The 19367-nt window shown below is 70.8% G+C and carries 14 protein-coding genes; 6 read left to right on the plus strand and 8 right to left on the minus strand.

The genetic code is table 11. The features are described from left to right. Window positions 1-211: 211 nt before the first annotated feature. The 5 genes from DVR05_RS05960 (at window position 212) to DVR05_RS05980 (ending at window position 6728) form a co-directional block, all read left to right on the plus strand. Complete coding sequence (locus DVR05_RS05960; protein ID WP_116244793.1) at window positions 212-1171, plus strand: ATP-binding protein; 960 nt, start codon at window positions 212-214, stop codon at window positions 1169-1171. A gap of 395 nt (window positions 1172-1566) precedes the next feature. Next, a complete protein-coding gene (locus tag DVR05_RS05965) occupies window positions 1567-3168 on the plus strand; it encodes an ABC transporter substrate-binding protein (RefSeq protein WP_369974501.1) in 1602 nt (533 codons plus the stop codon). A 46-nt stretch (window positions 3169-3214) separates the two neighbouring features. Beyond that, entirely contained in the window at window positions 3215-4249 is a 1035-nt protein-coding gene (locus tag DVR05_RS05970) for an ABC transporter permease (protein WP_116244795.1), read from the plus strand. Continuing rightward, complete coding sequence (locus DVR05_RS05975; RefSeq protein ID WP_116244796.1) at window positions 4246-5139, plus strand: ABC transporter permease; 894 nt, start codon at window positions 4246-4248, stop codon at window positions 5137-5139. The genes DVR05_RS05970 and DVR05_RS05975 overlap by 4 nt, the downstream gene beginning before the upstream one ends. Then, window positions 5136-6728: an ABC transporter ATP-binding protein gene (locus DVR05_RS05980; RefSeq protein ID WP_116244797.1), complete on the plus strand. Its 1593-nt coding sequence runs from the start codon at window positions 5136-5138 to the stop codon at window positions 6726-6728. Before DVR05_RS05975 ends, DVR05_RS05980 begins: the two co-directional genes overlap by 4 nt. A gap of 49 nt (window positions 6729-6777) precedes the next feature. Here the strand turns inward: DVR05_RS05980 and DVR05_RS05985 are convergent, their stop codons facing one another. Next, window positions 6778-7620, minus strand: coding sequence for a GNAT family N-acetyltransferase (locus tag DVR05_RS05985; protein ID WP_116244939.1), 843 nt, complete (start codon window positions 7618-7620; stop codon window positions 6778-6780). 94 nt (window positions 7621-7714) lie between these two features. Beyond that, window positions 7715-9346 (minus strand): alpha/beta fold hydrolase, encoded by a 1632-nt coding sequence (locus tag DVR05_RS05990; RefSeq protein WP_232832006.1) that lies wholly within the window; start codon window positions 9344-9346, stop codon window positions 7715-7717. A 144-nt stretch (window positions 9347-9490) separates the two neighbouring features. On the opposite strand from DVR05_RS05990, the gene DVR05_RS05995 reads away from it, so the two are divergent. Next, a complete protein-coding gene (locus tag DVR05_RS05995; protein ID WP_116244799.1) occupies window positions 9491-9955 on the plus strand; it encodes an Lrp/AsnC family transcriptional regulator in 465 nt (154 codons plus the stop codon). Window positions 9956-10255: 300 nt separating this feature from the next. Here DVR05_RS05995 and DVR05_RS06000 read toward each other — a convergent pair whose 3' ends face one another. The 6 genes from DVR05_RS06000 to dxr all read right to left on the minus strand — a co-directional run bounded on the left by DVR05_RS06000 (window position 10256) and on the right by dxr (window position 19183). After that, complete coding sequence (locus DVR05_RS06000) at window positions 10256-11968, minus strand: NAD(P)/FAD-dependent oxidoreductase (protein ID WP_116244800.1); 1713 nt, start codon at window positions 11966-11968, stop codon at window positions 10256-10258. A 75-nt stretch (window positions 11969-12043) separates the two neighbouring features. Further along, complete coding sequence (locus DVR05_RS06005; protein ID WP_116244801.1) at window positions 12044-12850, minus strand: carbon-nitrogen hydrolase family protein; 807 nt, start codon at window positions 12848-12850, stop codon at window positions 12044-12046. A gap of 226 nt (window positions 12851-13076) precedes the next feature. Next, window positions 13077-14558 (minus strand): amino acid permease, encoded by a 1482-nt coding sequence (locus tag DVR05_RS06010; RefSeq protein WP_116244802.1) that lies wholly within the window; start codon window positions 14556-14558, stop codon window positions 13077-13079. Window positions 14559-15008: 450 nt separating this feature from the next. Continuing rightward, the gene (gene ispG, locus DVR05_RS06015; protein WP_116244803.1) at window positions 15009-16163 is read right to left on the minus strand and encodes a flavodoxin-dependent (E)-4-hydroxy-3-methylbut-2-enyl-diphosphate synthase; all 1155 of its coding nucleotides are present in this window, start codon (window positions 16161-16163) and stop codon (window positions 15009-15011) included. A 429-nt stretch (window positions 16164-16592) separates the two neighbouring features. After that, complete coding sequence (locus DVR05_RS06020) at window positions 16593-17948, minus strand: RIP metalloprotease (RefSeq protein ID WP_116244804.1); 1356 nt, start codon at window positions 17946-17948, stop codon at window positions 16593-16595. Between the two features lie 20 nt (window positions 17949-17968). Beyond that, window positions 17969-19183, minus strand: coding sequence for a 1-deoxy-D-xylulose-5-phosphate reductoisomerase (dxr, locus tag DVR05_RS06025; protein WP_232832019.1), 1215 nt, complete (start codon window positions 19181-19183; stop codon window positions 17969-17971). Window positions 19184-19367 lie beyond the last annotated feature (184 nt).

Here is a 19367-nt window from a genome sequence, read left to right on the forward strand (position 1 = left end):
CTCCCCCGTGAGGACAAAGGAAACAGTTCTGACCCCAGAACCACCCATGTGACGTGTAACACGTTGGCAATACCACGCCGGAATCGGCCGTTCGCCTGACACGCGACCATGATTGGAACGATAATCGTTCTCATTCCCGAGGGTCGCCGTGCGGCCCTGAGACCGTGCGGGCGGGGCCGTCTGCCGACCCGCACCCGAGACGGAGGACCACATGAAGATCGCGTTCGCGGGCAAGGGCGGCAGCGGCAAGACCACCCTCGCCGCGCTCTTCACCCGCTATCTCGCCGCCCAGCGGGCGCCCGTGGTGGCCATCGACGCCGACATCAACCAGCACCTGGGCGCCGCGCTCGGCGTGGCCGAGTCCCGCCTGGCGCGGCTCCCGGCGCTGGGCGCGCACCTGACCGAGATCAAGGAGATCCTGCGCGGCGACAACCCGCGGATCCCGTCGGCGGAGGCGATGGTCAAGACCACGCCGCCGGGCCGGGGGTCGCGCCTGTTGACCGTGACCGGACAGAACCCGGTGCACGCGCGGTTCGGCGCCGACGCCCGCGGGGCGACGCTCATGGTCACCGGCCCCTACTCCGAGGAGGACCTCGGCGTGTCCTGCTACCACTCCAAGGTGGGGGCGGCCGAGATGTACCTCAACCACCTGGTCGACGGGCCGGGCGAGTACGTGGTGACGGACATGACGGCGGGCGCCGACTCCTTCTCCTCCGGGCTGTTCACCCGTTTCGACGTCACCTTCCTGGTCGCCGAACCGACCCTGCGCGGCGTGGGCGTGTACCGGCAGTACGCCGACTACGCGCGCGACCACGACGTCGAGATCCGCGTGATCGGCAACAAGGTGCGCGACGGCCAGGACGTCGACTTCCTGCGCGAACACGTCGGCGACGCCCTGGCCGCGTGGCTGACGCACTCGGGGTTCGTGCGGTCGATGGAGAAGGGCCGCCACCCGGAGTTGGCCGAGCTGGAGGAGGACAACGTCAAGACGCTCGGCCGGATGCGGGACATGGTCGACGCCCACCCCAAGGACTGGGCGAAGTTCACCCGCCAGTCAGCCGAGTTCCACCTACGCTACGCCCGCGCCCGGGCGGGCGCCGCGGACCTGGCGGCGCAACTCGACCCGGACTTCCTCATGGGGCCGGCGGCCCTGGGAGGTGAGTCGGCCTAACCAGAAACCGACAAAACAGACAAAAAGGACATCAAACACCACGGTTTCACTTCCCCCCGACATCGATTCGGGCACAACCCTGGAGTGGGCCACACCACAAACACCCCGTGGGCGTCATGCGCGCACGACCGCGTGCGTCGCCCGCGGGGACTCCCCCAAACGGCAGGCCACAACGGCTTTGCGCCCGTATCACAACTACACCGCCGGTATACCCGTCGGAGTGCGATCCGTGCCTTGGACACCGTCTCGACCTGGTTTGACGCTTCCCAGGGGTCACACAAGTATCGACAGGTGGACTGATACCCGCCAGTAAGCCCAGGCCCGGCCCCTGTCCGGGACCTCCCGGGCCGCGGTGTCGTCCCGCCGAAGATCCCGTACCCCACATGAGGTGTCCCGTGTCGTCCCTGCCCGAAGAGCCCATGACCGCTCATCCGCGCACCCCCAGCCGCCGCTCCCTCCTCAAGGCCTCCGCGGCCGGCGCGGCCATCGCCCCGGTCCTGGCCGCCTGCGGCGGGGAGTCGGACACCGGCGGCTCCGCCTCCGGCGAGCCCCAGCGGGGCGGCCGTCTGCGGGTCGGTATCGCCGGCGGGGGCGCCAGCGACACCCTGGACGCCCACGACCCGACCGACAACGTCGACATCGCGCGCAACCACGCGCTCTACGCCACCCTGGTGTCCTACACCAAGGACGGCGCCATCGAGATGGACCTGGCCGAGTCCCTGGAGCCCAACGACGACGCCACCGAGTGGACCGTCGTGCTCAAGGAGGGGCTGACCTTCCACGACGGCTCCCCGGTCACCGCCGACGACGTGCTCTTCTCCCTCCGCCGCATCATGGACGAGGAGAACCCCATGCGCGGCGCGGGCGACCTGGCCAGCGTCGACATCGACGCGGTGGAGGCCACCGACGAGCGCACCGTCGTCATCCCCTGCACCGAGCCGTTCGTGACCCTGCCCGAGGCGCTCGCCGAGTACTACAACTGCGTCGTCCCCCAGGGCTACGACCCTGAGAACCCGGTCGGCTGCGGCCCGTTCAAGTACTCCGAGTTCACCGCCGGCCAGTACAGCCTCTTCGAGCGGCACGAGGGCTACCACGTCGAGGGCCTGCCCTACGTCGACGAGCTGGAGATCATCGACTTCCCCGAGGACGACGCCCGGGTCAACGCCCTCACCAGCCTCAGCGTCGACGTCATCAGCCAGGTCCCGCACGCCCAGGTCGCCATCATCGAGGGCAACATCGACGTGGAGGTCATGGAGTCCGAGACCGGCATGTGGCTGCCGTTCACCATGCGCGTGGACCGGGCGCCCTTCGACGACGTGCGGGTCCGCCAGGCGTTCCGCCTCATCGTCGACCGCCAGCAGATGGTCGACCAGGCCCTGGCCGGGTACGGGCAGATCGGCAACGACATGTACGCCCGGATGGACCCGTCCTACCCCGAGGACTTCCCGCAGCGCGAGCAGGACCTGGAGGAGGCCCGCCGCCTGCTCGCCGAGGCCGGCTACGAGGACGGCCTGGAGGTCGAGCTGGTCACCGGTGACATCAACGCCGGCATCGTCGCCGCCGCCGAGGTGTTCCAGGAGCAGGCGCGCGAGGCCGGGGTCACCGTCAACCTGCGCCGGGTCAACGCCAGTGACTACTGGAACGAGGAGGAGGGCTTCCCCTACACCTTCGGCCAGGACTACTGGAGCGCGCGCAACTACCTCACGCAGACCTCGCAGGGCTCGATCGTGGGCGCCCCCTACAACGAGACCATGTGGGGCGAGGACGAGGAGTGGGTCGAACTCGTCGACCAGGCCCGCCGCACCCCCGACGACGACGAGCGGGGCGAACTCATCCGGCAGGCCCAGAAGATCGAGTACGAGGAGGGCGGCTACATCGTGTGGGGCTTCGTGAACCTGCTCGACGCCCACTCCCGGAGGATCCATGGTCTGGAGCCGTCCGTCTCCGGCCACCCGCTCGGTTCGTACTCGTTCCACACGATGTGGAAGGAGCAGTAGCGGCTCCGCGGGAACGCACGACAGGAATCGCTACCGAAAGCTCACCATGACTCGACTCATCGCCGTCCGCCTCCTGTTCGGCGTGCTGACGCTCTGGGCGGTGTCCGTCGTGGTCTTCGCGGCCACACAGGCACTGCCGGGCGACGCCGCCCAGCTGATCCTGGGCCGGGACGCCACTCCGGAGCGCATGGAGGCACTGCGCGACCAGCTCAACCTGCACCAGCCCGTGGCCGTGCAGTACGCGCAGTGGCTCCAGGACCTCCTCCGGGGGGACCTGGGCACGTCCTTCTCCAACCGCCAGCCCGTCACCGAGTACCTGGAGTCCCCGTTGGGGAACTCGCTGGTCCTCATGGGTCTGGCGGCCCTGGTCGCGACACCGGTCTCGCTGCTCGTCGGCGCGTTCAGCGCACTGCGCCGCGACCGGGGGTTCGACCACACCGCGTCCCTGGGGACGCTGGTTCTGGCCTCCGTCCCCGAGTTCGTGGTCGGCATCCTGCTGATCCTCCTCCTGGGGCCGGGCGGGCTCGACCTGTTCCCGTCGGTGTACTCACGGGAGGGCGGACCCGACCAGTGGGTCCTGCCCAGCCTCACCCTGGCGCTGGCGGTGGCGCCGCCGATCGTCCGGATGATGCGGGCGACGATGATCGAGGTCCTGGAGAGCGAGTACGTGCAGCAGGCGCGGCTCAAGGGTCTGGACGAGCGGGTCGTGCTGTGGCGGCACGCGGCCCCCAACGCGATCGGGCCGGTGGCCCAGGTGATCGCGCTCCAGCTGGCGTGGCTGGCCGGCGGCGTCGTGGCCGTGGAGTTCCTGTTCAACATCCCGGGCATCGGCAAGGTCCTCATGGACGGCATCGCCAACCGCGACGTTCCGCTGATCCAGGCCGTGGTCCTGCTCATCGCCGGCATCTACATCCTGGTCAACCTGCTCGCCGACGTGATCGGCCTGGCGGCCAACCCCAAGGTGCGGGTCTCGGGCAACCGGCCCTCCGCACCGAGGACCGCCGCGGCGAAGGAACAGGACGAGGACGGCGCCGCCGGAACCCCGGCGGGCGACCCGAAGGCGAAGGGCGTGCGGCGATGAGCGGACCGACGACGGAACCCGAGGTCGGGAAGGCCGCCAAGGCGTCCAGGCGCAGGCCCGGACTGCTGCGGACCGCGTGGGGCTTCGGGCGGACCAAGGTGGGGGTGGCCCTGGCCGGGATCATCGTCCTGATCGCGGTGGCCGGCCCGTTCGTGGCGCCCTACGAGCCCACCGAGTTCGTGGCCATGCCCTACGAGACGGGCGTCGAGGGCGTCGTGTTCGGCGGTGACAACCTCGGACGCGACGTGCTGACCCGGTTCCTGTGGGGCGGGTGGACGCTGCTGCTGCTCGCCGTCTCGGCGGCGGGGCTCGGTGTGGCCGTGGGCACGGTGGTCGGCATCGTGGCCGGGTACCGGCGCGGATGGCTGGACGACGTGCTCATGCGCTTCAACGACGTCCTGCTGGCCTTCCCGCAGCTGATCGCCGCTCTGCTGGTGATGTCGATCATCGGTCCGAAGGTGTGGCTGATCGTCGCGGTCATCGCGGTGTCCCACGTGCCCCGGGTGGCGCGCGTGATCCGCGAGGCGACCCGCAAGGTGATCGAGCAGGACTTCGTCAAGGCCGCCGAGGCGATCGGGCTGCCGCGCTGGCGGATCATGGCGGTGGAGATCCTGCCCAACGTCACCAGCCCCCTGCTGGTGGAGCTGGGGCTGCGGCTGACCTACTCGATCGGCGTGGTCGCGGTCCTGGGCTTCCTGGGCATGGGCCTCCAACCGCCGACGGCCGACTGGGGTCTGATGATCAACGAGACGCGACAGGGCATGGCCGTGCAGCCGTGGCCCGTGGTCCTGCCGGTGACGGCGATCGCGGTCCTGACCATCGGCGCCAACCTCATCACCGACGGGCTGTCGCGCGCGGCCATCGGTATCGACCGGGGGGTCGAGAAGTGACGCGAAACGAGCACACCGTTCTGCGGGTCGACGACCTGACGGTGATCGGCCGCCCGTCGGACGTGGAGATCATCTCCGACGTGTCGATCACCGTCCGGCGGGGCGAGATCCTCGGCCTGGTCGGCGAGTCCGGGTCCGGCAAGACCACACTCGGACTGTCCCTGCTGGCGCACTGCAAGCGGGCCACACAGATCGCCCGCGGCCGCGTGGAGGTGGGAGGCGAGGACCTGGCCCGCCTGTCGGAGCGGCAGGTCCGGAACCTGCGCGGGCGGGCGGTCGCCTACATCCCGCAGTCCCCCGCCTCGGCGCTCAACCCGGCGCTGCGGCTGCGGACGCAGCTGAGCGAGGCCCTGCACGACGCCGCGCTGTCCCGGGCCGCGGTCGCCGAGCGGGTCCGCGAGGTGCTGCGCGAGGTGGCGCTGCCCGACGACGACCGGTTCCTCGACCGGTACCCGCACCAGCTCTCCGGAGGGCAGCAGCAGCGGGTGGCCATCGCGATGGCGTTCGTCGGCCGTCCGGAGCTGATCGTCCTCGACGAGCCCACCACGGGGCTGGACGTCACGACGCAGGCGCACGTGCTGGCGACCATCCGGCGGATGACCCGCGAGTACGGGACCGCCGGGGTCTACATCAGCCACGACATGGCCGTGGTCGCCGACCTGGCCGACGAGATCGCGGTGATGTACCGGGGCGACCTGGTCGAACGCGGCCGCACCGACGAGGTCCTGGCCGGTCCCGAGCACGAGTACACGCGCCGGCTGCTGTCCGCGGTCCCGCTGCTGCGCACCGATGGGCACGGGGAGGCCGAGGAGCCGGAGGAGGAACCGCTGCTGCGGGTCTCCGGGCTGGCGGCCGGGTACGGGCGCACCCGGGTGCTGGAGGGGATCGACGTGTCGGTCTCCCGCGGTGAGTGCGTGGCGCTGCTGGGCGAGTCCGGTTCCGGCAAGACCACGCTGTCTCGGTCGGTGGCCGGACTGCACCACCAGTTCACCGGCGAGGTGCTCTTCGACGGTGAGCCGCTGGCGCGCAGCAGCTACCGGCGCACCGCCGAGCAGCGGCGCCGCGTGCAGTACGTGTTCCAGAACCCGTACGAGGCGCTGAACCCGCGCAAGCGGGTGCGGGACCAGATCCTGGGCCCCTACCGGCACCTGGTGGGCCGGCCGGCGGACCCGGACGCGGTGGTGGCCGAGGCGCTGGAGCGCGCGGCCCTGCCCGCCTCCTACGCCGACCGCTTCCCAGAGCAGCTCAGCGGCGGTGAGCGCCAGCGCGTGTGCATCGCGCGCGCCGTGGCGACCAAGCCGGACCTGATGGTGTGCGACGAGATCACCTCGGCGCTGGACGTATCGGTGCAGGCGGAGATCGTGACGCTGCTGCGCAACCTCCAGGACGAGGGGATGGCGCTGCTGTTCGTCACGCACAACATCGCGCTGGTGTCCAACATCGCCCAGCGGGTGGCCGTGCTGAACAAGGGGCGGATCGTCGAGTACGGTCCGGTGGGCCGGGTGATGTCCGAGCCCGGGCACGAGTACACGCGCGCGCTCATCGCCGACACCCCGGACTTCCGGCCGTCCTTCGCGGCGGCGGAGTAGGGCCCACATCACTGGGGGCGCGGGCGTTCGGGCGTCCGCGCCCCTCCCCTCAGAACAGCACCGACATGACCTCGCCCACCTGGCGGAAGCCGACCCGGCGGTAGGCGGCGCGGGCCGGGGTGTTGAAGTCGTTGACGTACAGGGTCACGCGGGGCGCGATCTCCGCCAGCGCGTACTGGACCACCGCCGCCATGCCCGCCGTGGAGTGTCCCCGCCCGCGCAGGTCGGGGTGGACCCACACGCCCTGGACCTGGCAGGCGTGCGGTGTGACCGCGCCGATCTCGGCCTTGAAGACGACGCGGCCGTCCTCGATCCGGGCGAACGCGCGCCCGGTGCGCACGAGTTCCTCGATCCGCGCCCGGTACAGGGCCCCGCCGTCGCCGGAGTCCGGCGGGACGCCGACCTCCTCGGTGAACATCGCCACGCAGGCCGGGACCAGCGTGTTGAGCTCGGAGAGCCGGACCCGGCGCACCTTGGGGTCGGCGGGCACGGCGGGCGGCGTGTCGATCTCCAGGACCGGTTGGCTGGCGCGGATGACGCGGGCCGGTCCCCAGGCGGGCGTGACCTGTTCCCAGAAGTCCCGGACGGCCTCGACCGGGCCGACGATCGAGGAGCAGCGGCGGCCGCGCCAGCGGGCGTGGTCCGCGAAGCTGCGGATCGCCGCCGGTCCCGCGTTGACCGGGACCAGGTTGGCGCCGGAGTAGCACAGGGCCGTCAGACGCCCGTCCTCGACGAACCCCCACACCTCCGTGCCGCTGAAGCGCGCGGAGATCCCCGTCGTCATCAGACGCGAGGCCACGAAGACGTTGCCCACGGGGTCGGCGTCCAGGAGCGCGCGCACCGCCGCCCGGTCACGCTCTCCGAGGATCCGCACCGGCGAGGTCCGAAGCATCGCGTTCTCCCCCATCGTCCAGTCCGTCCCCCGGGGGGAGCCCCGGAGGCGACGACCCGATCCAGTTCGCGCCGGTTCCAGACTATTCGACGGGTTACCCCGGCTCACCGGGAAGCTCCGGAATGACCGCTCCGGCGCCCTCCGTCACGGCCCTCAGGTCCTCGCGCGGGGTGCCCGGACGCGGTTCGGGGCGGGCCCCGCAGACGAGGTCCGGTCCGGCCGTCCGGCGGTCGGGCAGGGCGCCGCGGAGCAGGTAGTCGGTGACGACCTCGTCGACGCACTCGTTGCCGGTGAAGGCGACGCCGTGGGTGTACCCGCCGTCCTCGATGACCAGGACCGCCCCGGGCAGGCGGTCGCGCAGGGCGTGGGCGCCCTCGACCGGGGTGGCGCCGTCCTCGGTCGCGTGCACGATCAGGGCCGGACCGGCGTAGGGGCGGTGTTCGTGGGGCGCGTCACCGACCTGGAACCAGTCCCCGGACCCCGCGGCCCAGTCCAGGCAAGGAGCGTTGTACCAAGCGTTGTGCCAGCCGATGAAAGGTGCCTCCTCGTACGCCAGGAGGGCGTCGGAGCGCCAGGAGGACCAGTCGGTCGGCCAGTGCGCGTCGGTGCACTGGACGGCGAGGTAGCCGCCGTAGCCCTGGTCGCTGTCGGCGTGGTCGCCGTAGGCCCGGTGCAGGCTGAGCACCCCGGTGGAGTCGCCGTCGTTGATCCGGGCGGACAGCGCGCGGGCGACGCCGGGCCAGGTGGCGCTGGAGTAGGCGACCACGATGACGGCGGTCTCCAGTTCGGTGGGGCCGACGGTGTCCTCGATCGGGGTCCGCCGCACCGCGGAGCGCAGGTCGTAGTAGGCACCGGCGACCTCGTCCCCGGTCCGGCCGAGGCGGTAGGTGTCGTGGTGGCGGGCCACCCAGTCGAAGAAGTTCTGCGCCGCGCGCTGGATGGAGCGGCTCTGGACGTGGTTGCTCTCGTACCAGGGGTTGTCCGGGTTGACGACGCTGTCGAGGACGAGCCCGCGGACGTGGTCGGGGTAGAGGGAGGAGTAGACCGTGCCGAGGTAGCTGCCGTAGGAGTAGCCGAGGTAGTCGATGCGGTCCTCGCCCAGAGCGCGGCGGACGGCGTCCATGTCGTGGGCGGTGTCCTCGGTCCGGGTGTGCTCCAGGAGGGCTCCGGTGTTCTCTGCGCAGGCCCGGGCGTAGGCCCGCGCGTCGGCCCGCAGGACGGCCTCCTCGGCCCCGTCCGCGGGCACGGTGTCCGGGCGGACCGGGGTGAAGTAGTGGGGGTCGCAGGTGATGGCGGGGGTGGAGGCGCCGACGCCGCGCGGGTCGAAGGCGACGACGTCGTAGATCTCGCGCAGCTCCTCGGGCATGCGCTGGTGGGTGATGGAGGCCCAGCGGCGGGCCCCGCTGCCGGGTCCGCCGGGGTTGACGAGCATGGTGCGTCGGGTGGTGCCGGTGGCGCGGACCCGGGAGAGGGCGAGTTCGACAGTCTCGTCGGCGCCGGGGACCCGGTCGCCTCCGGCGGTGCGGACGAGGGGGACGGTCAGGGTGGCGCACTCCAGGATCTCGTCGCCCCGGGGTTCGAGGTCCTTGCAGGGGGCCCAGTCGAGCCCGGTGCGGTCGATCCGGGTGGCCGGTTGGGCGGTCTCGGCCAGGGTGGGGACGGGGATGAGCGCGAGCGAGGCCAGAAGGACCCCGGCGGTGGCGGTGGCCCGGATTCGTCGTCGCACTCGTGCTCTCCCCCTGCGCGTCGTGATGTCCATACGCATTGTCTCAATTACCTACTGTGACATGCGGAAGCGACACGAACCCCAGGAGGTACCGCCCCGGTAGCATGTGCCCTGGTGAGGTCAGACAGGGACATAAGGGGCACAATGCGTCTGGATCGTGTCGACGAGCGGATCATCGCGATACTCGGCGCGGACGCGCGGATGAGCTTCGCCGAGATCGGCGGCGAGGTCGGACTCAGCCCCTCGGCGGTCAAACGCCGCGTCGACCGGTTGGTCGAGTCCGGCGCCGTACGCGGGTTCACCGTGGTCGTGGAGCCCCAGGCGGTCGGCTGGACCACCGAGGCCTACATCGAGCTGTACTGCCGCGCGCGCACCTCGCCCAGCGAGATCCGCAGCGGGCTGGCGGGGTACGCGGAGGTCACCTCGGCGTGCACGGTGACCGGCGAGGCCGACGCCTTCGTCCAGGTCCGCGCCCGCGACACCCACCACCTGGAGGAGGTCATCGAGCGCATCGGCGCCGAGCCCTTCGTGGTGCGCACCAAGAGCACCCTGGTGCTGTCGCGGCTGGTCGACCAGCCGATCCTGGCGGGGACCGCCGGACTGCCGTAGCCGTGTTCCTGTGGGCCTCCGCTTCGCTTCGGCCCGTGTTCGGTCGCCCCGAAGGCAGGGATTCTTCATCCTCGCCTTCGCCCGCCCGTCGCCCTCCACCACCCCCGACCGACGCCTGCGGCGCAGCCCGATTCATGCTCGTTCCTCGCTCGCGGCCCAGCCCGTCTTGCGGAACCCTGCCGGCGCCCGAACGGAAACCCCCATGGTGACCGTTCCGGAGGACGAACAGGGACGGCCCCCGGCCGCGCGCGGTTCGGTGGACGCGCGGCCGGGGGCCGTCGAGGCGAGGCCGGTCGGACCTCAGTCCTCGGGAAGGCGCACGGGCGCCAGGTCGTCGAAGAGGTCGCCCGGACCCGGGTTGGTCGGGTCCGTCTGACCTCCGAAGTGGTGCACCACGCCCCACACGGCGTTGAGCGCGGTCTGCACGGCGCCCTCGGCCCAGCCCGCCGTCCAGGACACGTCGTCCCCGGCCAGGAACAGGCCGCGGTGGCGCTCCTCCAGCTCGTCCTGCTTGAAGTGGGTGAACAGGCGGCGCTGGTAGCGGTAGTGCCCCGGCAGGTTCGCCTTGAACGCGCCCATGAAGTAGGGCTCGTCCTCCCAGGAGATCGTCACCGGGTCACCCGTGATGTGCGCGCGGATGTCCACGTTCGGGTAGATCTTGCCGAGCGAGTTCAGCATGACCTCCATCCGCTCGTTGGCGGACAGCGGCAGCCACTTGAGCGAGTCGTCGCACCAGGTGTACGACATGCAGATCGCGGCGGGGCCGTCCGGGTCCTCACCCTCCAGCAGGTAGGTGCCCCGGGTCATGCGGTCGGTGAGCGTCATGCTCATGACGTCGCGGCCCGTCTCGGGGTCCTTGTCCCGCCAGAACGCGCGGTCCACCGGAACGAACAGCTTCGAGGACTCCATGTAGTGGGTCCGCTCGATCGCCGTCCAGTGGTCGATCGGCAGCAGGCTCTCGTCGCAGTCGATCTTGGAGAGCATCATCCAGCTCTGCGCGGTGAACACCGCCGCCGCGTAGGTGCGGGTGGAGCCGGAGGCGTCGGTGACCGTGATGTTCCCGGACGGGGAGCCCTTGGCCGCCGTGCGGCGCAGCGCCGTGACCGCCGGGCGCGGTCCGTCGCCGTGCAGGGAGGCCAGGGACGTGCCCTGCGCCCAGTACGTGATCTTGTCCGGGGCGTGCTCCCACATGCGCAGCGGCAGCTGCTGGACGCCGCCGACGATCCCCATGTGGTCGTCGTCCGCACCCGTGTAGGTGACGCGCAGGATCTCCAGGATGGAGTTGGGGAAGTCGGTGTCCCAACCGCCCGTTCCGAAGCCCACCTGGCCGAAGATCTCACGGTGGCGGAAGGAGGCGAAGGCGGGCGACTCGCACAGGAAGCCGTAGAAGGTCTGGTTGTCGAGCCTGTCGACCAGCTCGTTCCAGATCTCCTTCTGGGTGGCGACGTCGCGCTCGCGGATCGCCTTCTGCATGCGGGTGTGCTGGGCGCCCTCCTCCAGGGTGCGGTCCCAGGCGCGCGCCACCTCGCGGTAGACCTCGGGCAGGTCGTCGAGGGTGGTCGCGTAGTGCGACTCGCCCTTGAGGTCGACGACGGTGCTCGGGGTGACCGGCGCGAGCGGGTTCGGGAAGGGGACCGTCTCCAGGCCCATCTTCTCGACGTAGTGCAGGAACGCGGTCGACGACGGCGGGAAGCGCATGGCGCCCATCTCCGCGACGACGTCGTCGGGGCAGTTCGGCAGCTTCTCCGTGCGCAGGCGTCCGCCGATCTGGTCGGCCTCGTAGACGACCGGCTTCAGGCCCATCTTCATGAGCTCGTAGGCGGTGACGATGCCCGACAGGCCACCGCCGATCACGGCGACCTCGGTCCCGTGGCTCTCGGCCGGGACCTGTCCGAGCCCGGCGGGGCTCTCCAGGTAGGCGTCGTAGGCGAACGGGAAGTCCGGTCCGCACATGTTCAACGGTGTGTCCTGCGCGGGCGCGGAACCTGCGGCCGTGGGCACGGCGGACGTCATGGGCCCCTCCTTACACAAGGGTCTCGTCGAGCGGGGTGTACCGCGTGGCTGGTGTGACTGGTATCGGGTGGTGGTTCAGGGGACGAGCGACCCGTACAGATCGGGTCGGCGGTCGTCCAGGTAGGACTGCTCGGCCAGCAGCTCGGCGGTCACGGCCGGGTCCACGTCGGCGACCAGCAGCTCCTCGTCGGGCCCGGCGCGCAGCAGTTCGGCGCCGTCGGGGCCGACCAGGGTGCTCAGCCCCATGTAGTCGAGGTCGCCCTCGACGTCGCAGCGGTTGACGTAGGCCAGGTGGAGCTGGTTCTCCAGGGCCCGGGCCGGGACCAGCAGGGTGGGCACCCGGACGTTGGGGTGCATGAGCGCGGTGGGTACGACGAGCAGTTCGGTCCCGGCCAGGGCGTGCGCGCGCACGGTCTCGGGGAACTCGACGTCGTAGCAGATGAGGAGGCCGAGCCGGACGCCGTTCAGGTCGGCCTGCACGACCGGGGTGTCCCCGGGGGCGTACATGTCCCGGTCCAGGTCGCCGAAGAGGTGGCTCTTGCGGTACAGGGCCAGGGGCGCTCCGTCGCCGCCCACCAGGCGCACCGCGTTGTACACGCGCCCGTCCGCGCGCTCGGGGAAACCGTAGACGATCGCGACACCGGTGTCGGCGGCCACCCGCGCGACGGCCTCGGCGAGGGGGCCGTCGGCGGGCTCGGCCAGGCGGGCGACCTCGGCGCCCAGGGCGTAGCCGGTCATCGACATCTCGGGGCCGACCAGCAGATCGGCGCCCTCGTCGGCGGCGGCCCGGGCCCGGTCGGCGAGCCTGGCGAGGGAGGACGCGGTGTCCCCGCTGCGCCCGGCGCCCTGGTCCAGGGCGACGCGCAGGCGTCGGCGTGTCATCGCTCCCCCTCCCGGTCGGTCGTCGTGTGCGGCCGCGTCCACTCTAGGTGGACGATCGCGCCACAAACGTGCCTCAAAGCATCCACTTCGTTGCGTATTTCGCGTGGTCGCCGGTGGTTCGTTGCACCGCCTGCGGAACTCTCACCCAGCCGTTCCACGCGGGCACCCCCAGCAACGCGGGGGCGGGGCCGGAAGATTCCCGGCCCCGCCCCCGTGCCGAGCCCGGTCAGACCCCGGCCTCGACGGTGCCCTCCGCCTCCAGCGCGGAGCGGCGCATGCTGTAGGCGAAGTAGACGGCCAGGCCGACGACGAGCCAGGCGACGAAGGCCGTCCACACGCTCAGGTCCATGCTGACCATCAGGTAGGCGCAGGCGAGCACGCCCAGGACCGGCGTGACCGGGGCGCCCGGCATCCGGAAGGCGCGCTCCAGGTCCGGGCGGCGCCTGCGCAGCACCAGGACGGCCACGTTGACCAGGGCGAAGGCGAAGAGGGTGCCGATGGCGGTGGCGTCGGCGAGCGGCCCCAGCGGGATGAGCGCGGCCAGGACGGCGATGAGCACGGAGGTGATGACCGTGTTGGCGCGCGGGGTGCCCTTGGCGTCGACCTTGGAGAACGCCTTGGGGATGAGGCCGTCGCGGGACATCGCGAAGAGGATGCGGGTCTGGCTGTACAGGACGACCAGGACGACGCTGGCCAGCGCGAGCACGGCGCCCGCGGCGAAGATGACCGCCCAGACCGTGGTGCCGGTGACGCTGGTCAGGATCCCGGCCAGGGAGGTCTCGCCGTCGGCGAAGTCGGTCCAGTTGAGCGCTCCGACGGCGGTGAAGGCGACCAGGCAGTACAGGGCCGTCACCAGGATCATCGAGAACATGATGGCGCGGGGCAGGTCGCGCTGCGGGTCCTTGGCCTCCTCACTGGCGGTGGAGGCGGAGTCGAACCCGATGTAGGAGAAGAACAGCGTGGCGCCCGCGGCGCTGACACCGGCCATGCCCATCGGCATGAAGGGGGCGAAGTTGCCGTCCTGGACGGCGGTGACGGCGATGACCACGAACATGACCAGGATCGCGATCTTGATGGCGACCATGACCGCGTTGACGCGGCTGCTCTCGCGCACCCCGGCGAGCAGGGCGAACATCGACAGCAGGACGACGATGGCGGCGGGCAGGTTGATCAGACCGCCCTCCATCGGCCCGGCGAGCAGCTCGGCGGGCATCGACATTCCGGTGGTCAGGTGCAGGAGCTCGTCGATGTACTGGCCCCAGCCCACTCCGACGGCCGCGACGGACACGCCGTAGGTGAGCATCAGGCACCAGCCGCAGATCCAGGCCATGAACTCGCCCATGGTGGCGTAGGCGTAGGAGTACGCGGAGCCGGAGGCGGGGATCATCCCGGCCATCTCGGCGTAGGCGAGGGCGGAGAACAGCGCGGTGACCCCGGCCAGCACGAACGCGATGATGACGGCGGGCCCGGCGACCGGCACGGCCTCACCGAGAACGACGAAGATGCCGGTGCCCAGGGTGGCGCCGATGCCGATCATGGACAGCTGCCAGAAGCCCATGTGGCGGCGCAGCCCCGCGCCTTCGGCGGCCTGGGTCTCGGCCACGAGCTTCTCGACAGGCTTGCGGCGGGTGAGGCGGTCCCTCAGCGAGGGCACACCGCCCCGGCCGACGGGCACGCGGGTGCCCGCCGTGGTCTTCTGGTCCACCACGTGAATAACTCCTCGACGCTTTCGTGCATGGGCGCACCACACCCCTGGGAGGGCGTGTGATGAGGGGGTGGCCACCGCTCGCCGGAGGACGCACGGCGAGGGGGTGGCTGGCCGTTCCCGCCGCTCACGGCTGGGATGTGCCTCCAGCAACGTTATCCGCGTTACCTAGGTAACATGACCCACGAACGTTGCGTATGTCCGGGTTTCACACCATGATCAATGCGTAATGACGCAATAAAACGCACACAAAAGTGATTCATGTCATATGTTGTCACCCACAGTAGCGGTAAACCTTTGACCTGCGAGGGGGTCGGCGGACACCGGTCGTTTGCCCGAGGTTCACCCTCGTCCGCCCCTCCCGCCGGAACGACGGGAGCCCGGTCCACACGCGTGGACCGGGCTCGTGTTCGTTCGGGCCTCCGCGCCGGGGGAGGCTCCCAGGGGGCGGGGTCAGCCCGCGACGGCCACCGTGGGCTCGCCCGGCTCGACGGACTCGCCCATCTCCTCGGCGATCCGCATGGCCTCCTCGATGAGGGTCTCCACGATCTGCGACTCCGGCACGGTCTTGATGACCTCGCCCTTGACGAAGATCTGGCCCTTGCCGTTGCCCGAGGCCACCCCCAGGTCGGCGTCGCGCGCCTCGCCGGGGCCGTTGACGACGCAGCCCATGACGGCCACGCGCAGCGGCACCTCCATGCCCTCCAGGCCCGCGGTGACCTCCTCCGCGAGCCTGTAGACGTCGACCTGGGCGCGGCCGCAGCTCGGGCAGGAGACGATCTCCAGGCCGCGCTCACGCAGGCCCAGCGACTCCAGGATCTGGGTGCCGACCTTGACCTCCTCGGCGGGCGGGGCGGACAGCGAGACGCGGATGGTGTCGCCGATCCCCTCCGACAGCAGGGCGCCGAAGGCCACCGCAGACTTGATGGTGCCCTGGAAGGCCGGACCGGCCTCGGTCACGCCGAGGTGCAGCGGGTAGTCGCAGGACTCCGCCAGCTGCCGGTAGGCGTTGACCATCACGACGGGGTCGTTGTGCTTGACCGAGATCTTGATGTCGCGGAAGCCGTGCTCCTCGAACAGGGAGCACTCCCACAGCGCCGACTCCACGAGCGCCTCGGGCGTGGCCTTGCCGTACTTGGCGAGCAGCCGCTTGTCGAGGGAACCGGCGTTGACGCCGATCCGGATCGGCACGCCCGCGTCACCGGCGGCCTTGGCGATCTCGGCGACCTTGTCGTCGAACTTCTTGATGTTGCCCGGGTTCACGCGCACGGCCGCGCATCCGGCGTCGATCGCGGCGAACACGTACTTGGGCTGGAAGTGGATGTCGGCGATCACCGGGATCTGCGACTTCTTCGCGATGATCGGGAGCGCCTCGGCGTCGTCGTTGGTCGGGACGGCCACCCGGACGATCTGGCAGCCGGTCGCGGTGAGCTCCGCGATCTGCTGGAGGGTCGCGTTGATGTCGGAGGTGCGGGTGGTCGTCATGGACTGGACGGACACCGGTGCGTCCCCGCCCACGGGAACGTTTCCGACCATGATCTGCCGCGACTTGCGCCGGGTCGCCAGCGGGCGCGGCGGAGTGGCGGGGATACCGAGATCGACGGTCACGCTTGATTCACCTCGTCTGCCACCGGAGGGGGTGGCACTTGATTCGTCCGGATGCGGAAAAGAAGGAGCGCCCTGAGCGGCGCGCGGTGCCGCGACCGGGGAGTCGATTCACCTGCGGCGCCAGTCTGCGCCGTCGTTCCCGGATCGCGCTGCCCAGGTTACCGTTGCTTTGAGTCTCAGCGACTCTCAACATCCCGAACGTTTCCGCCCGGAAGGTCCGTCACAGGGTCACCAGAGTCTGAGCTGTTCGGTGCCTTGAGGACGGTGTCCCGCACATCGGCCACCGGGGTGATTCCTAGTGAGGGAACAGACGTGTTTGACGGATCACAGAACAGTTGACAACCCCTACCGGTAGGGACGGGGAGGCGGATGTGGCCCACCCGTCACCCTCCACCGTCCGAGGGCCGCTTCGCGAGGAGGCGGACACCCTCAGCCGAACAGCCGCACCGGGTTGAACAGGTCGGCCACGAGCAGGACCACGCTGAACACCAGGAAGCACGCGACCACCACGTAGGCCACCGGGGTCAGCATCGCCACGTCCACGGGGCCCGGGTCGGGCCGCCGGGTCAGCCTGGCCCACCCGCGCTTGACCCACTCCCACAGCGCGCCCGCCATGTGACCGCCGTCCAGCGGCAGGATCGGCAGCATGTTGAAGGCGAACAGGAAGAGGTTCACCCCGGCCAGGATCTGGATCATGAGCGCGGCGGTGTCGGCCAGGGGCAGACCCTGGGACATGATCTCGCCGCCGATGCGGGAGATCCCGACGATGCCCACCGGGGAGTCCTGGGTGCGCTGCTCGCCGAGGAAGGCCGCGGCGAACACGTCGGGCACCTTGCCGGGCAGGGCGACGAGCGCCTCGCCGACGCCGACGAGCATGGTCCCCATCTCGGCGGCGGACTCGCCCAGGGTCAGGGTGGAGCGTTCGGAGGCGAACACGATGCCGAGGAAGCCCACGGTCTCGGTCTGGTAGACGCGGTACCCCCGGTCGTCGTAGACGTAGTCGCCGTCGGCGTCGGTCTCGTAGCGGATCTCGCCGTCGGCGTCGCGCGCGGGCAGCTCGTTCTCGATGATGTCGACGTCGAACGGGACCCGCTCGCCGTCGCGCTCCACGACGATCTCGGTGCTGCCCAGGGAGCCGCGGATCGCCTGGTTGGCGGCGTTCCAGTCGGGAGTGGGCGTCCCGTCCACCTCCACGATGACGTCACCGGCCTCCAGACCGGCCGCCGCGGCGGGGGTGGGCGGTTCGTCGGTGCACTCGGTGACCGACTTCCCGGCGGGCACGACGCACTCGGTGACCATGCCGATCGTGGTGGTGCTCTGCGGGACGCCGATACCCATGAACAGCACGCCGAGCAGGATCGCGGCCAGCACCACGTTCATGCCGGGACCGGCGAACATGACGATCAGCCGCTTCCACGGCGCGCGCTGGTAGAACTGCCGGTCCTGGTCCTCGGGCCCGATCTCGACGTAGGAGGCCTCGCGCGCGTCCTCGGCCATCGCGCGCCAGCGGGAGAGCTTGCGCGAGCCCTCGTCGGCGGTCCTGCGCGCGGGCGGCAGCATGCCGACCATCCGCACGAAGCCGCCCAGCGGCACGGCCTTGATCCCGTACTCGGTCTCGCCCCTGCGCACCGACCACAGGGTCCTGCCGAAGCCGACCATGTACTCGGTGCACTTGATCCCGAACATCTTGGCCGTGGAGAGATGGCCGAGCTCATGCCATGCGATCGAGAACAGCAGCCCGAAGACGAACAGGACGATCCCGATCACGGTCATCAACGCGACCATGCACTCTCCTCAAGCCGGTGTCAGGCCCGGCCCGTCAGCAGTTCACGCGCGCGCGCACGGGCCCAGGCGTCAGCGGCGTACACGTCGTCAAGGGTCAGGTCAGCCGAGGAGGCGCCGAGGGGGCGCTCCGACCGCTGATGCTCCGAGACTACCCGGGACACGGTGTCCATGATGGCCGGGAAAGCGAGGTTTCCCCGCAGGAAGGCGTCGACCGCCTCCTCGTTGGCCGCGTTGTAGACCGCGGGCGCCGTGCCGCCCGCCGCGCCGACCTCGGCGGCCAACCGCACCGCGGGGAAGGCCGCGTGGTCGAGCGGCTCGAAGGTCCACTCCTGGGGTCGGGTGAAGTCCAGACCGGGCGCGGCGTCGGGAACCCGGTCGGGGGAACCGATCCCGTGGGCGATCGGGATCATCATGCTCGGCGGGCTGGCCTTGGCGATGGTCGACCCGTCCACGTACTCGACCATCGAGTGGACGACGGACTGCGGGTGCACCACGACGTCGATGCGGTCGAAGGGGACGTCGAACAGCAGGTTGGCCTCGATCACCTCCAGCCCCTTGTTGACCAGGGTGGCGGAGTTGACGGTGATGACCGGGCCCATGCTCCACGTGGGGTGGTCGAGCGCGTCCCCGGGGGTGACGTCCTCCAGCTCGTGGCGGTCGCGACCGCGGAAGGGGCCGCCGCTGGCGGTGACCACGAGGCGGCGCACCTCGTCGCGGCGGGCGTGGACGTGCCCCTGCGCGAGGCTGGTCAGCTCCCCCTCGGGCACGCGGGGGAAGCACTGTGCGATGGCGTAGTGCTCGGAGTCGACCGGGATGATCTGGCCGGGCGCGGCCGCCTCGCGGACCAGCGGACCGCCGATGATGAGGGACTCCTTGTTGGCCAGGGCCAGGGTGCGACCGGCGCGCAGGGCGGCCAGCGTCGATTCCAGGCCGAGCGCGCCGGTGATGCCGTTGAGGACGACGTCGCACTCGGCGCCCGCCAGTTCGGCAACCCCCTCGGGTCCGGCCAGGACGGTGGCGGCGCTGCCGTGCTCGGCGAGGGCGCGCGCGAGTTCGGCGGCCCGGTCGGGGTCGGCGACGGCCACCATCCGGGCGCCGAGGTCGGCGGCCTGCTTCGCGAGCAGGTCGGTCCGGCCGCCGCCCGCGGCCAGGCCCACCACCCGGAAGCGGTCGGGGTTGCGCTGGACGATGTCGACGGCCTGGGTGCCGATCGAGCCGGTCGAGCCGAGGACCACTACGGTTCGCTGCTGTTGTTGTCGCACGTCCTCATTGTTCCGCACCGCGCGTACCGGCACGTGCTTCGGCGGGGTTTCGGGGGCTTTACAAGGACGTGTCGGTGGCTTACCTTACTCGTTAGTAAGTTACCTCACAGTACCCCATGCCCCCCGTCACACCCGGCCGGACCGGACGGCCGCGTCC

This window comes from Nocardiopsis sp. FIRDI 009, assembly GCF_003386285.1.
Classification (GTDB): Bacteria; Actinomycetota; Actinomycetes; order Streptosporangiales; family Streptosporangiaceae; genus Nocardiopsis.

What these genes read in the sequence shown, in the direction of transcription:
- DVR05_RS05970 (WP_116244795.1), top strand. Translation starts at nt 3,215, where the DNA reads ATGACTCGACTCATCGCCGTCCGCCTCCTGTTCGGCGTGCTGACGCTC.
- DVR05_RS05995 (WP_116244799.1), top strand. Translation starts at nt 9,491, where the DNA reads ATGCGTCTGGATCGTGTCGACGAGCGGATCATCGCGATACTCGGCGCG.
- DVR05_RS06020 (WP_116244804.1), bottom strand. Translation starts at nt 17,948, where the DNA reads ATGGTCGCGTTGATGACCGTGATCGGGATCGTCCTGTTCGTCTTCGGG.
- DVR05_RS05960 (WP_116244793.1), top strand. Translation starts at nt 212, where the DNA reads ATGAAGATCGCGTTCGCGGGCAAGGGCGGCAGCGGCAAGACCACCCTC.
- DVR05_RS05975 (WP_116244796.1), top strand. Translation starts at nt 4,246, where the DNA reads ATGAGCGGACCGACGACGGAACCCGAGGTCGGGAAGGCCGCCAAGGCG.
- DVR05_RS05985 (WP_116244939.1), bottom strand. Translation starts at nt 7,620, where the DNA reads ATGCTTCGGACCTCGCCGGTGCGGATCCTCGGAGAGCGTGACCGGGCG.
- DVR05_RS06000 (WP_116244800.1), bottom strand. Translation starts at nt 11,968, where the DNA reads ATGACGTCCGCCGTGCCCACGGCCGCAGGTTCCGCGCCCGCGCAGGAC.
- DVR05_RS06005 (WP_116244801.1), bottom strand. Translation starts at nt 12,850, where the DNA reads ATGACACGCCGACGCCTGCGCGTCGCCCTGGACCAGGGCGCCGGGCGC.